Genomic DNA, 14,597 nt, shown 5'->3' on the forward strand with positions numbered 1-14,597 from the left:
GGGGGGGAGGTTCGTCAGATTCTGACTCCGATTCACCACCTGTGAGCGACGGTGGAGATGATAGTAGTGGGGGTAATCAAGATGGAGGAAGTGGTTCAGGTGGAAGCGGGTCAGGTAGTAGTGGGGATGGCTCCTCATTGCCTGATAATGATCCATCGACTGTAACCGTTGGAGATGTGTCAACAGCTGAACTCGGGTTTGCGACAATTACCGCTACAGATATCACCTTGCCTAATGCAATGGTAAATGCTCAGGAGGTTTACCAGCTGGCCCACTATATTGGCCGTACGGATAGTGAACAGGATGAGGAAAATATTGATATTCCTATCCGTAGCTATACGGCCTCCTGTGCAACGGATACTGACCAGCCAAAAATGTATGTATCTACTACTTTGTCAGAGGGGAATAGTGCCTCTGATACAACCTATGGGTCAGTTTACGAGCTTCAATATAACCCTGATACCATGAGCTTTGAGCAGACTGGTAACGCCACCATTCTGAATCAGTGCTATGAGTCACATGGTATTACGGCCAGTTCGGATTGCTCCAGAGTCGCTGTTTTATGTAATACCGAGTATAAGGCCAGTGAGCGATATGATATCGAGAAAGATCTGGTAGAAGAGTACGGTACAACCTGGATGAAGATTGAAGATAATCTTGACAGTGTTGCAGGTACCGATAATGAGGAGAAGTATAATGACCAGATCTGGCTAATGGAATGGGATAACAAGCCTATCACTGAAACTCCAGATGCTTATGTTGTCAATAAAATGCATGGCGGCACTCATTTGGGGACTCAGGAGTTATTGTATGTAGAGGATGATAGCCAGGGGCGTACAAGTTATGCATTTTCCGTAACTGCTCGTGTTCTTGTTAGCGGTTCGCATTATTCGGCAGGGTTGACGATTATCAATCGAGATGACTGGTCAATGTCCTTCTCCGGGGATGATCACCGGGGTTGGTACTGGGCGTGTGGCCATGGCCATGTTCTGAATATTCGAGCTTTTTATAATCCAGGGAATGAGATGTACGGGGCTCTGTGTACCAGCGACGGAAATAAATATTATCCATCCCCGGGCCTGAATGCGATCGCTATTAAAATGGAGGACAGTGGATCTTCTGTTTATGAAGGCACCTATAATCATTTAGTTCCCTCGACAAGTGCAATGATATCCAACGGCGGTGGCCATACGGTTGTTCCTGTTGATGCCGATACAAACCTCTCAGTTATTGTATCCCCGAAGTATATTGAAGATGCGAACATGGATATGTTCTTACAGGATGAGCTGGGCATCGATATTAGTGGTGATGGGCCCTTCGATGAGCAATGTGCTGATAACGGCATTCGTAATTGCTTCTTCTCATATATCGACAGTGGTGAATATCCCGTAATTTCCAGACAGGGCCTCTATTCAGGAGATGCCTTGGATACTACTTCCCTGACACGTGTAGGTATTGCAAAAGTTGATGGGGAAGGCAGTATTGAAGGCAATGGTATTGAATGGCTGGCAACGGATTCCGACTGCCAAATTAGTGATCCCCAGCTGGTTGATCTGAAAAATGGCCGTTATCTATTTGGTTACGCGCAGTTCCAGTGTATCTCCGACAACCTCTCGTACAATCGCAGTTACAATAAGGGTGGTGATGCCATGCGTATGCTGGTGCCAAAAGCCTACTATGTAATGGAGATTGATGCAGACTTAAATGTCCTTGAAGGGCCGGTAAAATTGACTGACTACGGTTGGGGAGGTTTGGATGAGCCTATGTACTTGGGCAATGGTAAAGTTGCCTGGAGCTATATTAAGAGTCCTACCCTGGATAATTATTTAGGTGGTCAACAAAATGTTTGGCAGGCAATTGTTTATCATTCTGACAGTGTAAATTAATTGTGCTGATTTGGGGTAAGCTTAGGCTTGCCCTAAATTAAATTATACCTGTATATCTTTAGTAATTTATCCCCCTCTCTTCAAGTTGTTTCCGTAACTCATGTATACGTGCCATTACAATAGGGTGCATCATTTTTATTGTGCGCCTGTGTAACCCATTTCCTGATTTCCCCTCAGTATAATCGCGCGGCTTTCCTGTTCTGGAAAATAAGTTTTGTCGGCAGTGGTAGCGGAAGTTGCGACTCCTTGGGTGGCGGAGACTGCGTTTGGAAATGACAGAGTATTTCTAGTGAATTTTATTTTACTTTGAGCTGGCAGCAAAGGAATGTTGCATGGCTGGTTTGTAATCAATAAAGAGTGAGCTATGCAGCTATATTGCCTTAGCCCATAAGAATCAAATTGAGCAACCGATCCGCTTCCAGGGGCAGTACTTTGATGGAGAGGCAGAGCTGCACTATAACCGGTTTAGATACTATGATCCGCAGATAGGGAAGTTTACCCAGCAGGACCCGATTGGTTTGCTGGGAGGAGCGAATAATTATCGGTATGTACCTAACTCATTGAGTTGGATAGATCCATTAGGGTTGCATGCTGATAGCTATGACAGTGTAAACATAAGTGGAAATGATTCTTGAGTAAGGCCAAATCCTTCAAGTCATGTTCATCCAAACTTACCTTCTATGAAAAATGTAGACCCTACAAGAGGAATCTTGGACATTAATGGTGCAGAATACCAACTAAAAAGTGGCAGACCATTTCCAACTGGAGTATATGATTATGGCGAAGTTGATTTGTCAGAAGACGTACAAATTGCTTTGAAACATGTTGAAGGACATGCCGCCTCAATCATGCAAGAAAACAATATTAGTGTGGCTCATGTATATATCAATTATATTGGAGGTCCTTGTCAATTTTGTAGGGGGCAGGGAATGGATACGAGTGAGCAAGAGTTGTTAGGGGAGGGGTAGATGCTTTTCGTAACTTACCCATTACCCATGGGAAATATTGGACATAGAGGTTTTGTCACTTTATTGCCTGAGTTTTGAATGGAGGTAAAGTTAGTGAAAATTAAATGTATATCTTATTTTAATAAAGAGAATGTGTCTGTTAAAAATCTTTTCAGTTCGATGAGTGATATTGAGTCTGGAAAAGTTGAGCATTCTGAGATTGAAGTGCAGTTAAAAGGAGCTGTGTTAGGTGGTGAGTTCCTTGTTCAAGCATTATTTCAGAGTGGGGAGAGTAAAGTTAAAGGTTGGTTTGTAACTGCCTATGATAAAGTAAATAAGGAGAATATGGTTTTATGTTTAGGTGATGATGGTATCTATGAGGAGGTGTTGATCTCTGGATGCCCATCACTTATATCTTTGCAGGCAATCTTGACGGAATATGAAGTGATAGAGTTGATGAAAAGGCTTTGTGAGGGCGTAGATATTTCCCCTTTCCCCTTTCGTATTGAGGGGGATGTTGGATATTGTTGAATATTAAAGGTCTACTAAATCTGGATGATAATACATATTGTGAAATTTCCATCTGATATAGAGGTGTTCAATAAATAATTTATCCTAATTACCACCTATGCTAAGCTAATTTTCAGTAACCTTTCTGGCATCGGTGGTGTCCGAAGTGAGACAAAGGCAAGTCGGGGAATAAGTGCTGACAAATCAAATCTCCGATTAAATCGATATTGGAACTCAGCCAAATACCGCTGTGCATACTTCGGCCTAATTGCATGGTAGGTGCTACGTAGAGCACTCTTTAAATTACCGAGAACCGTATTCACCCAATAAAATTCAGGCTCCTCAACGGAACTCCGACCGCCACCACAAACGATCTTGTCATGTGCACATCCGGCAGCTGTAACGGCATTGAAGCACGCAAGACCATCAGAGATCACTGTACTGCCGTTGCAGAGGTGGTTTTTGCTCCAGGCAGAAATTTCACTGCTCCTGAATCCCTTGACAATAGAGAGCTTGATACGTGTTGGCCGTCCTTCCTTGGTGGTTTCGACCGCAGCCACAAAAGGCGTTTTGCCCTTAGCCCCACGCCCGGGTTTGCATCCTGTACGCTCTCCCCCGAGATAGGCATCATCCAGCTCAATGAAACCAGATAGCTTGTATTGGAGGTCTCGCTCCATCATCACCTGCATTAGTTTGTGCTTCATTCGCCAAGTTGCGTTGTATGAGATACCCAAATGACGTGATAACTCCATACAAGAGATGCCTTTCTTATCCTGGGTGATGAGAAAAATCCCAAGGAACCAAGTAGTTAGGGGCAACTTGGTGGAATCGAAGATCGTACGGGAAGTGATCGATGTCTGGCGCCGACATCGATTACATTGTTTGAGCTTTCGGTGAGATAGATGACAATACTTGTCATAACCACAGTGAGGACAAGAAAATCCGTTTGGCCAACGCCATTGGCAGAGAGCCTCGAAACACTGCTCTTCGGTACCATATTCTTTGAGGAACTGGGTCAAACTAATACCTTTCTGGAACTGCACCTTATTACGAGCCATGATCTATTCCCTTATGAATCAGCCGATTAACTGTATTTAAATACAGTTAACCGTGACTTAGCAAGGGTGGTAATTAGGTAATTTATTGAGACGGTCGTCGCCATGTAAATGGCAGAAGGTTTGGATTGCCGGCCTCAGATTACTTGGCGAATACGTTGTTAGATCTAGATGTAATCTGATTCTTGTGATGATTTTTTTATGGCTGCATGGGGGTGAGGCCGGCATAGGGTGCTTGAGAGGAAAGGATTTTTTTACCTGGTAAGACTTGAAGCGGCTTTCTCAAAATCGCCTGGTTTGGTTTTTTATTGACACTCTAGCTTGTAGATTTAGTTAGGCGTTTCTTTAACCCAGTGTTGACTTTGGATATCGCGGCCTTGCTGAGAAGAAATCTAATGCAATAGAAAGTATACAAAAATAGCCAGTATCTAATTTGAATATCATCACTAACAAAGTATTTGTTACATCTAACCGCCGATGTCTGAATTTGTCGACTTTATGTCATTTGTGACCAAATTCACTAGCTTACAATTCTAACTGTACTCCCTAGAAATACCTTATTTATATGTTTGGGCTTTGCGTGAGGTATCCGATAAGCGCTTAAGCATATATCTGTACTCACCAAAGATAAAAAGGAAATAGCCATGCGATCTTTAATCTGGGCTACCCTATACTCGCTACTTTTAAGCAATATGGTTTGGGCTCACTCCACGTCTAAAGATGCCTTTCATATTGGAATATTGTTGTACGATGGTGCACAAACCATTGATTATGCTGGACCTTATGAGGTTTTTGGGCAAGCTAATTATCGTTTGACAACGGTTTCGGAAGATGGTGGAACCATTACTTCAGCCATGGGGCTTAAGGTGGCTCCAGATACCAGCTTTGATCAGGATAATCAATTTGATGCAGTAATTATCCCAGGGGGCAGTATTAATGAAGCAATGGAGAGCCCGGAAGTTTTGCAGTGGATTAAAGAGCAGTCCAAACAGGCTCAGTATGTTCTATCGGTATGTAACGGTGCTTTTATTTTGGCGAGTACCGGACTCCTGGATGGTAAGAAAGCAACCACCATTCGCGGAGCATTTGATTCTTTCGAGAAGAACTTCTCAGATGTTGAATTGGTAAAGAATAAAAAGTTTGTTGATAACGGCAAGTTTATTACTACAGCTGGCCTTTCATCTGGTATAGACGGCGCTTTATATCTGGTAAGCAAGGTTGATACGATTGAAAAAGCCAAAAGTGTCGCAGCGAAGATTGAGTACCTGTGGATACCAGAGGGGGGCTATATCCGGGGGATGATGGCGGATAAAATCATGCCAAACCTTGGTGACTTGCCTGAGTCAATTCAGTTTGTTTCTAAGGAGTATAGCTATGGTAGCCGGGAAGAATGGTACACCTCGTTTCAGCTTTCTGGTGATGTGAAAACTGTAAAAGCCTGGTTAAGTGAGCAAATGAAAGAAAATCCCGAGTGGAGGAAGGGTAAGTCTATTGACAATAAATGGGTGTATCAGTTTTCTGATAATCGTACTGTATTGCAAGTTGACTTTGTTGCTCCCTCTGATATTAATCCTTGGGTGATTAAGTTCAGTATATTAGATCAAGCGTCATAATTTGGTAGCTTTGATTAAAGGTGTGCGAATTTTTTAACCAATTCCCACTTTAAGGTTTGTTTTGTGCAGTTGTAGCGCGGGCGATATCTGGTTGTCGTGTGGCTAGGCGAAACTTTTAAAGGTAAAGGTGGAGACGATAAAACCTAGAATATAGGAAAAGTATTTGCTTTCTGGTCTTCAGATTGAACATACCGTTTGCACCGCCACATCGTCATTTTTGAATGACATCGGGAAGGTTCTTCATTCCGGCGATAGCATATTTGATAGGGCTTGGAAATTGACCAGCCTCTTTTAATGTTATTAAAAGTTTGGAAATTTGTGAACGACGGGTTTTTTCCGCCGGTAACTTGAATTTGACAAATTCTGTCCCAGTTTTCTAGTTGTATACTTACAGAAGACGCCATTGAAGCTATTGATAGCGAGGACAAAATTAAAAAAATACTCACAGCTCTCACAATAAGCCATCCTGTCTGGTGACCTAATATTCGGATTTGCTACCCCAAGATTATATGGTTTCGTGAAGCCCGTAACGAATTCCTAGAAGGCATCGGTGACGGATTAATTAGAAGTGTTTGTTACTTTTTTGTGAGGCGCGACTGTTAGGTCAAATAATGTTGATCGCGGTTGTTCACTTTGGGGTTTTAGTCTGGGCTTGGAGCTAGGAATTTTTGCAGTATCTATATCCGTCATACCTAATGAAAGGTAAAATAGAAGCGAGCCGAGGCTCGCATTCTTAATGCTGCCTGAAATTTAAATACTGCTTACTTCGATAGAGGATGTGTTGTTTTTATCTTGTGTCTTTTGAGTTTTCTCTGTGTCAAATTGATAGGGCAAAAAAGTTAAAAATTCATCCTCAATCGCTGAATCAAGGAGTATCTTACAGTCCTCCTCATAGTTATTTAACAGGCGCCATGGATAGCGCTTACCTTGTCTGGGAAGTTCTCCATTTGCCCGTTTTACATAGCCAGAGTCCAGGCTGCTCATCACCGAACCTTGCTCAGCACTGCCTTCGCTATCTATCGCTGTACACACCTGAAAGTTATGTGCGTCCATGTATTTTAATAGGCGGCAAATATAGCGAGCAGTAATGTCGGCTTTAAGAGTCCAGGGGGCGTTGGTATAGCCGAATACCCATGAGATGTTAGGAACCCCCTCCATTAGTACTGCTTTGTAAGTCAGCTTTTGATTGACTGCTACCGGTGCACCATCAATACAGAGCTTGATACCTCCTAGAACTTGTAACTTTAATCCGGTCGCACTGATAACAATGTCTGCGTCTAATTGTTGCCCTGACTTAAGCAGGATACCTTTATCTGAGAAGGTTTCTATTTCACCGGTGGAAACAGAAGCTTTTCCTGAGCAGATTGAGGAGAACAGATCCCCATCGGGTACAACGCAGAGACGTTGATCCCAGGGGTTGTAACTGGGATCGAAGTGACTGAGATCGTAATTAGCTGGAAGGCTTTTTCTTACATCTTTTAATAGTAACTTTCTAATAAAGTTAGGCCAGCGCTTAGCAGCTTTAAAAATCCAGCGCTGCAATTTGATATTGCGCCAGCGTCCTAGTCTGTGGACCCAGGGTGCTGGCAGAAATTTTGATAGTACACGAGAGATTTTATCGATAGATGGAACTGAAATGATATAGCTTGGGGAGCGTTGCAACATGGTGACATGTTGGGCGGTGGTTGCGAGCGAGGGGACCAGGGTAACAGCGGTAGCGCCGCTGCCGATCACGATAATACGCTTGCCGCGGTAGTTCAGATTTTCTGGCCACTGTTGGGGATGAATCAGTTTTCCTTGATAGTTTTCTATACCTGGATATTGCGGCAAGTAGCCCTCTTTATGGTCGTAATACCCAGTACAGGCAATCAGAAAACTACAGGTATATCTCACTGGGCTGCCAGATTCGGTGTTGTGACCTTCCAGAGTCCAAGCTCGGTCTGTACTGGACCAGTTTGCCGTAGTTAAATTTATTCCAAAGTGAATTCTCTTTTTAACGTCATATTGCTCTGCGGTGGTTTCAATATATTTTTGGATAGATGGGCCATCCGCGAGTATTTTCTCGCCGGACCAGGGTTGGAAGTCATAGCCGAAGCTGTACATATCGGAATCAGATCGAATGCCCGGGTATTTAAAGAGGTCCCAGGTACCGCCGACTTGTGCCCGCCGCTCGATAATGGCGAAGCTGCGCCTGGGACATTCGCGACTCAAATGACAAGCCATTCCTACGCCTGAGAGTCCCGCGCCGATAATTAATACATCGAAATGAGTCGATTTCACAATCCCTATCCCTGCAAATTTCTATGCCTTATAGACTGGGTAGATGTGCCCATGATTTATTGTTAGATTGCGACAAATAATTGTCTTTCCGCGCCACAAAGATGGGGAGCAAGTTATGGGTAGCCTTGTACGAGTCAGTGTTCTTTCCGGTTTCAGTGAATTCGTGGAGCAGCTTGGGGGCGGGGGGGAAGCCTTCTTGGCCGAGTTCGGTATGCCTTGTGATATCAGCCCGGCGGATTCCCGCTTGGTATCATTTGTTGAGGTCGCGCGCCTGCTGGAAACTGCAGCACGCCGGTTAGATCGCCCCGATTTGGGGCTGTGCCTCGCATCGCGACAAGGGGTGGACCGCTTGGGTGGGATAGGTGTAGTTGCATGCAACGCGGCCACTCCACGGCAAGCCTTGCTATCCGTTAGGCGCTTTCTTTCTCTTCATAGTTCATCCCTCAGTATGCAACTGGAACCATTAAGTGAGGGAGAAGTACTACGTATTGTTTTTGATTGGCAGGACCCAGCTCTCAATAGCTATCGCCAGATCCGGGAGCAGGTGCTGGGAAATACGCTGACGATGATACGGATGTTGGTAGAGACTGAGTGTTGCCCGCAAAACGTACTGCTGCCTCATGGCCCTCAAATGGCAGAGGGTGACTACTGCAATTTCTTTGGGTGTGAGGTTCTGTTTAGCTCGGGCTATTGTGCGATGGACTTCCCAGCTGCATTTCTGGATACACCACTGAAGTCTGCCGATCCAGTGGTTGAGCGATTGGCCATTCACCATTTGGAGCAGCAGAGTGCGACGCTGCCCGTTCCTCTAACTGTAGAAATTCGACAGTTACTCAGTGAAATACTGCCCAGCGGCAGATCTCAGCTTGGTAATGTGGCAGGGGCGCTCAAGCTCCACCCCAGAACTTTACAGCGCCGCCTGGCTGCGGAAGGGCTTAGGTTCGAAGAGCTATTGGATAACGTGCGGCGGGATCTGGCGACTCGATACTTATCCGATCCGAATCTGGCCTTGGGGCAGATTACGGGTTTGTTGGGGTACTCCGAGCAGAGTACATTTCAGCGAGCTTGTCGACGTTGGTTTGCGGAGACTCCCCGGAATCACCGCTTACGCCTTGCTGGCAGCGCAATTGTGGGGCGGCCAGAATCTCCGTAAAAGCCTGTAGGGGGCGGTTCTTTCAATATTCAGTAGGCTCCACTTCCCCAGGGCGCCAGGTTTTCTCCAGCCATGGCCCCAAGGGCCCATACAGTCTCAAGATTACGAAGAAACCTTTGTTGGGTAGGGTCTCCAGCCAGTTTTTCTCAAACCCTTTTGGCGCCTTGGGTCCAAAATAAACGTCATAAGAACCATCGGAATTTTGTCTTATCCCTTTCGACTGGCTGCTTACTGCGGGAAAGGGCTGGCTGGTTTTTAACATCGAGCGCGTTTGGCTGTCGTAGATATTCACTGCCCAAAAGGCATTGACCGGTACATCGGGGGGCAAGTGCAATTTGTATTTTCTAGAGCCGTCAAAGGGTTCTTTATTTTCATCGACAAAGGCAATGGCGTAATCAGAACCTTTGCCAGGTTCAATTGCAGTCATTGCTGGGCTGACACCGGTATAGGGGTAGAAGTAGCTGACTCGAGCGTCACTATTAATGGTTTTGCCATCGGGGCCATTGAAGAAGATGTTCTTGCCGGGAAACGCCATTACCCAGGCGCTATCTGTGCCTGGGTAGATTTTGATATCGGAGAGGGATTTGTCTGTCCGTGGGTACCAAACAATTGAGCGGGCTATACCATTACCAATTGCAACTGCGTCCGTAAGAATTTTGGTCATTCTTTTATCTGGACTGAAGGCTTTTCCTTTTTCAATGCCTATTGAGGCAAAGAGGCCGCGAGTTTCTGGGTTAAGCATCCCAACCCACTCGTATTGAACTACTTCATTAAGGTGCTTATAGAATTGATAGTCATTGGGGTGGATGGTGTTGAAAGCCTTTCCAGACGCACTGATAAAGACCATCCTTGGCGGGTTACCTTTTTGAGCCAGGGGGTAGATTCTCAAGTTGTCTTTGATGTTTTGCACGGCCTCCGGCAAAGGCTGGTTACTTGGCGAGCGCATAAACACCCACAGTCGGAAGGAGCGAGGGTAGATGGGAATGTAGCCGAAGGGAATATTGCCTTTATAATCTGGTGGCAGTAACAGAAACTTTCCCCCGCGCCCCTTATCCGGGCCAGAGGAGCCGATATCTTCAACAAAGCGGAACCAGGCATCATTAAACGCGCCCATAACGTCGGGCGGCGAGTGAAACACAGTTGGTCCGTCTCGTTTTAGATCTAAAAAAGCCAGCGTATAGATAGTCGAAGTATTGCCTGTGAGAAAAAGAGACTCAGAGTTCATTAATCGATCGAAAATTAAGACTTCATTGGCAGACTTAGCGCCAAGCTCTTTTCCCCCTTTCATCAGAGCATGTACTGATGCTCCCTGAATTCCCTTGAGGAAACTATCCACAGCACGCATATGATCCAAATAGTCGTAGAGCTTTTCTGCGGTCTGGGGGTAGGGAGCGCCATCGCGGAATTCGAGAGTGCCAATACTACTGTCCACCTTATCTGGCGTACTGATTGATTTCAGAGTCTCTGGATGTAAATCGGCGCAAAGCGGCAGAGAGCTGGTTAACAGAAGAAAAATTCCGACAGACCCAAATGCGTACTGAAGTAATCGAATCAAAATAGCTACCTCTATATGCAAGGCGTGCGTGATACGTAAGTGTGTGGTATTGCTTCCTCTATTGGGGTTATTTCGTGCCAATTTTTTGTGTTAACTGCCGGATTATAAAGATGGCTATCTCCAGGCGTAACTTGGGTATCTTTAGCGATAAGTTTGGCTTAATTTTGATCTGGTGAGGCCGGTGATTTAAAAGGTCAATCTTATTGTAATTATTGGTCTGTCACATTTAGGCTGGCGCCCGTGTTTTGTCTGGCAGACCTGGATTTAAAGGTTTACTTGAAGTCAGTAATTTCACGCCGCTACTGATTTGGCCCCTGTAATCGAAATTATTGCATTAACTTGCATTCAAATATTTATCTGGCTTTCAGCGCCGGTAGCCGATCACTTGTAAAAGGAACCTCTCAAGGTTTCATGGTTCTCAAAAACCACCTTCAGAAAATAAGTTTGATTAATTTTTAATATTTGCCCGTCCTATTTTGTGACCATTCGGTTCAAATCTTTGGGGCTTTATAGGGTTTTACTACCAAAAAAATTATTTTCTTTTTTTTGGTAATTTAGTGGAATTAAATCCTGAATAAATTGGTTTTTCATTGCCTATTTTTTTACTTGGTAGTGGTGCGAGATCGGAAAAAGGGTTTATTAACTTCTTGATTTATTTGTCTTTTGGAATGTTTGTAATGTTTAGTCAGATCGAATAATTTCTAACAGGATGAAACTTTTCATGGATTGATAAAGAGGTTGTCATAAGCTTTACAGAAAATGCTTGTCATTATTGGGTCATCCGATTTATAAAATGATCGTCCCATGTAGCCGGTTTGAATAGTTTTTTTTAGGCTTATTCGGACTAGATCAAAAATCTTAGAATAATAAATGGACTAAAAATGTTTTCTCTTGCCAGCCTGTTCGAGAAAGTTGTGGGAAAATGTTGGCAAGGTCGTCTGGAAAATCTGGATGGCGAGGTTTTGACCGCGGCTCACTGTGAGGATGCGTGGCTCTCACTTACAAATCAAGAAGTTTGTTTCAGTGCTGGCGACCGCATTTTAGTGTGTACTCAGTCTGAAATAGAGGCGGTCGCCATTATGTTGGTGGCGTGGAAGATGGGGTTGGTGGTTGTACCTGCAAAGGGGGATCTGAGCCATTCTTCAATTAAAATGATCGCTTCAGACTGTAATGCCAAGGCGATATGGCGTGCTGGAAAAATTGAGGACTTGCCCGATTATCAGCAGGAATGCTCAGAGTTTGAAGTGTCTTCTATTCCAGTGGTCACAGGCGTAGATCTGGCTCTGGTGATCTATACCTCAGGAAGTACTGGTAAGCCAAAAGGCATTATGCTTACCCATCAAAATATTCTGACCTCCTTGGCCTCAATATCCCAATATTTGGGCCTGACAGCACAGGACAGAATTTTGTGCTTATCCCCTTTATCATTTGACTACGGTCTTTATCAGGTACTATTTGCGCTATATAGCAACTGTACAACTATCCTCTACGACAAACCATTTAACCCCATACAAGCCCTTAAAACGATTTCAGAGCGGGATATATCTGTTCTTCCGATAGTGCCAGCAATGGGGGCTGCCCTGGTCAAGCTGGTGGGTTTGGTTAAACCTGATCTCAGCAATCTGCGCAGTATCACCAATACTGGGGGCCATTTATCTGAGTACATGATTCGCGCCTGGAAAGAGTACTGCCCAAGTCTAAATGTTTTCTCTATGTATGGTTTGACTGAGTGCAAGCGAGCCTTGTACTTGGAGCCAGAGCTTTGGGAAGAAAAGATGGGTTCAGTTGGCAAGCCGATCCCTGGCCTGGATGCACGTATATTTATACCTCACTCAGAGGTCAGTAAATTTAGAGAAGCAAAAGCTGATGAGGTAGGTGAGCTTTATGTTCGTGGGACGGCAGTGATGCAAGGCTACTATAACCCGGCGGCTCAAGGTGGTGCAGAAATCTTTTCGGGCAGATATAGGGACGACAATTGGTTGGCGACGGGAGACCTTTTTACCCGTGATCAGGATGGCTTTTTCTATTTTAAAGGGCGTTCAAAAGACTTAATAAAACAAGGTGGATTTTGCCTGTTTCCAAAGGACTTGGAAAATCATATTGATATGTGCCCATTGGTGCACATCAATGCAGTCATTGGCACTAAAGATAAGCTCGAGAATGAAGTGGCTACTTGTATTGTGGAGCTTCATGAGAATACCGCTGACAATCAGAAGCAGTTTCGCACTTGGCTGAAAGCGAACATAGATACTGACTACATGCCTAGAGATATCAGGTTTGTTGATGGAATTCAATTAACCGCTAATAGCAAGGTCGATAGGAAGCGCTTAGAACAGGATTTACAAGTCCATGCCTAATGATCTGAGTATATTTAGGCGGGATCCCGCCTAAAACATAAAACGCTAACTTAATAAAAATATAAACGATACGTTTAACCCTTGGGGGAGTTATGGGTGCACTGTCAGATGCGTTGGTTCAACAGTTGGGCCAAAACAAGAAACAGCTATCTACACCTTGTTATATTTATTCCGTTAAAACTGCTCACGATAACTACAAGCAGCTGAAGGAAGCGCTGGGCACGGGATTGATATACTCTCTAAAAGCCAATAGTTGCCTTGATTTAATACTTCGTTGTGGGCACATCTTTGAAGACGGTATTGAGATTGCATCTATAGGCGAACTAAATCTACTTCCCAAAGGGAATAGTCCCCGATTTGTCAATAACCCATCGGCAGATAAGGCCTTTATACGCGCTGCCATTGCGAGTAAGTGCCATTTAATTATCGACAATCTGAATCAATTAGCTTTGGTTGAGGAGTTGAAGGCAAGGCGGCCAGTAAACCCTGTCGTTTTAAGGCTTAATCCCTCAATCTTGAGCCACTTTGATAGGAATCAAAAGGGATTAAGAAAAGATCATTTTGGTTTCGACTGGAATGGCTGCCTTGAGGCTTTGGATTTTTGCAAGAAACATGAGATTCCAGTTTTAGGTTTTCATTTGTTCAGGGGCTCATACTCCTTTAATAAAGGTGCTTTCGATACTGCCAAAGTGGCCTTACAAGTTGTTTATGAGTTTGAGGAAATACTGGGATACCCTCTGTCATTAGCCAATCTAGGTGGTGGGTTTGACCCCAATTGGCGAGAGCAGGAGTTTGATTTTGAGCAATATAGAAATTTGATTGCTGAATTTCCAGATCATATCAAGGTAGTTCACGAGAGTGGTCGAGCAATTATGGGCTCAGCCGGTTATTTCGTCACGGAAGTTCGCTATAAAAAGTCCATTAACGGTGACAAGTACGCCGTTTGTGATGGGGGAATGGCCCAAAATTTTCTGTTGGCGAAAACGGAAAGTACCTTTAAACGATTCCAGCAACCTCATGTTTTGCGTAATGGGACTCCTCTAAAAGGGAATGATGAGGGGCAGAAAGTCCTTTTAGTGGGCACTTCTTGCAATAAGGAAGATGTGATTGGGGAAGTCAACAATATTGACCTTCGAGAAGGGGACTTAGTCATATTTGATGGATGTGGTGCCTATAACGCAAGTTATACCGTAGCACCTTTCCTCAAGTTGCCGGCTCCGAACTCTTATCTGGTGGAGTAG

The 14,597-nt window shown here is 44.4% G+C and carries 11 protein-coding genes; 8 read left to right on the forward strand and 3 right to left on the reverse strand.

What is annotated here, in order from left to right; translation table 11 throughout:
- Positions 1-41: 41 nt before the first annotated feature.
- The 4 genes from ACJJIZ_RS11635 to ACJJIZ_RS11650 all read left to right on the forward strand — a co-directional run bounded on the left by ACJJIZ_RS11635 (position 42) and on the right by ACJJIZ_RS11650 (position 3,364).
- The gene (locus ACJJIZ_RS11635) at positions 42-1,886 is read left to right on the forward strand and encodes a hypothetical protein (RefSeq protein ID WP_444913482.1); all 1,845 of its coding nucleotides are present in this window, start codon (positions 42-44) and stop codon (positions 1,884-1,886) included.
- Positions 1,887-2,260: 374 nt separating this feature from the next.
- Positions 2,261-2,521: an RHS repeat-associated core domain-containing protein gene (locus ACJJIZ_RS11640; RefSeq protein ID WP_444916204.1), complete on the forward strand. Its 261-nt coding sequence runs from the start codon at positions 2,261-2,263 to the stop codon at positions 2,519-2,521.
- Positions 2,522-2,596: 75 nt separating this feature from the next.
- On the forward strand, positions 2,597-2,854 hold the full coding sequence (locus tag ACJJIZ_RS11645) for a DddA-like double-stranded DNA deaminase toxin (protein WP_444913483.1): 258 nt from the start codon (positions 2,597-2,599) through the stop codon (positions 2,852-2,854).
- 93 nt (positions 2,855-2,947) lie between these two features.
- Positions 2,948-3,364 (forward strand): hypothetical protein, encoded by a 417-nt coding sequence (locus tag ACJJIZ_RS11650; RefSeq protein ID WP_444913484.1) that lies wholly within the window; start codon positions 2,948-2,950, stop codon positions 3,362-3,364.
- A 95-nt stretch (positions 3,365-3,459) separates the two neighbouring features.
- Here ACJJIZ_RS11650 and ACJJIZ_RS11655 read toward each other — a convergent pair whose 3' ends face one another.
- Positions 3,460-4,401 (reverse strand): IS1595 family transposase, encoded by a 942-nt coding sequence (locus tag ACJJIZ_RS11655; RefSeq protein ID WP_444913485.1) that lies wholly within the window; start codon positions 4,399-4,401, stop codon positions 3,460-3,462.
- A 641-nt stretch (positions 4,402-5,042) separates the two neighbouring features.
- Between ACJJIZ_RS11655 and ACJJIZ_RS11660 the strand changes: the two genes are divergently transcribed.
- Positions 5,043-6,011: a DJ-1/PfpI family protein gene (locus ACJJIZ_RS11660; RefSeq protein ID WP_444913486.1), complete on the forward strand. Its 969-nt coding sequence runs from the start codon at positions 5,043-5,045 to the stop codon at positions 6,009-6,011.
- Between the two features lie 750 nt (positions 6,012-6,761).
- Here the strand turns inward: ACJJIZ_RS11660 and ACJJIZ_RS11665 are convergent.
- The gene (locus ACJJIZ_RS11665) at positions 6,762-8,291 is read right to left on the reverse strand and encodes a flavin-containing monooxygenase (protein ID WP_444913487.1); all 1,530 of its coding nucleotides are present in this window, start codon (positions 8,289-8,291) and stop codon (positions 6,762-6,764) included.
- Between the two features lie 115 nt (positions 8,292-8,406).
- On the opposite strand from ACJJIZ_RS11665, the gene ACJJIZ_RS11670 reads away from it, so the two are divergent.
- Positions 8,407-9,444: an AraC family transcriptional regulator gene (locus tag ACJJIZ_RS11670; RefSeq protein WP_444913488.1), complete on the forward strand. Its 1,038-nt coding sequence runs from the start codon at positions 8,407-8,409 to the stop codon at positions 9,442-9,444.
- 22 nt (positions 9,445-9,466) lie between these two features.
- On the opposite strand, the gene ACJJIZ_RS11675 is transcribed toward ACJJIZ_RS11670, so the two are convergent.
- A complete protein-coding gene (locus ACJJIZ_RS11675; protein ID WP_413665405.1) occupies positions 9,467-10,999 on the reverse strand; it encodes a DUF1254 domain-containing protein in 1,533 nt (510 codons plus the stop codon).
- Positions 11,000-11,880: 881 nt separating this feature from the next.
- On the opposite strand from ACJJIZ_RS11675, the gene ACJJIZ_RS11680 reads away from it, so the two are divergent.
- Together ACJJIZ_RS11680 and ACJJIZ_RS11685 are read left to right on the forward strand one after the other, a co-directional pair.
- Positions 11,881-13,356, forward strand: coding sequence for a class I adenylate-forming enzyme family protein (locus tag ACJJIZ_RS11680; RefSeq protein ID WP_444913489.1), 1,476 nt, complete (start codon positions 11,881-11,883; stop codon positions 13,354-13,356).
- Between the two features lie 92 nt (positions 13,357-13,448).
- On the forward strand, positions 13,449-14,597 hold the full coding sequence (locus tag ACJJIZ_RS11685; RefSeq protein ID WP_444913490.1) for a type III PLP-dependent enzyme domain-containing protein: 1,149 nt from the start codon (positions 13,449-13,451) through the stop codon (positions 14,595-14,597).

It is taken from the genome of Microbulbifer maximicatervae (SeqCode) (genome assembly GCF_052467225.1).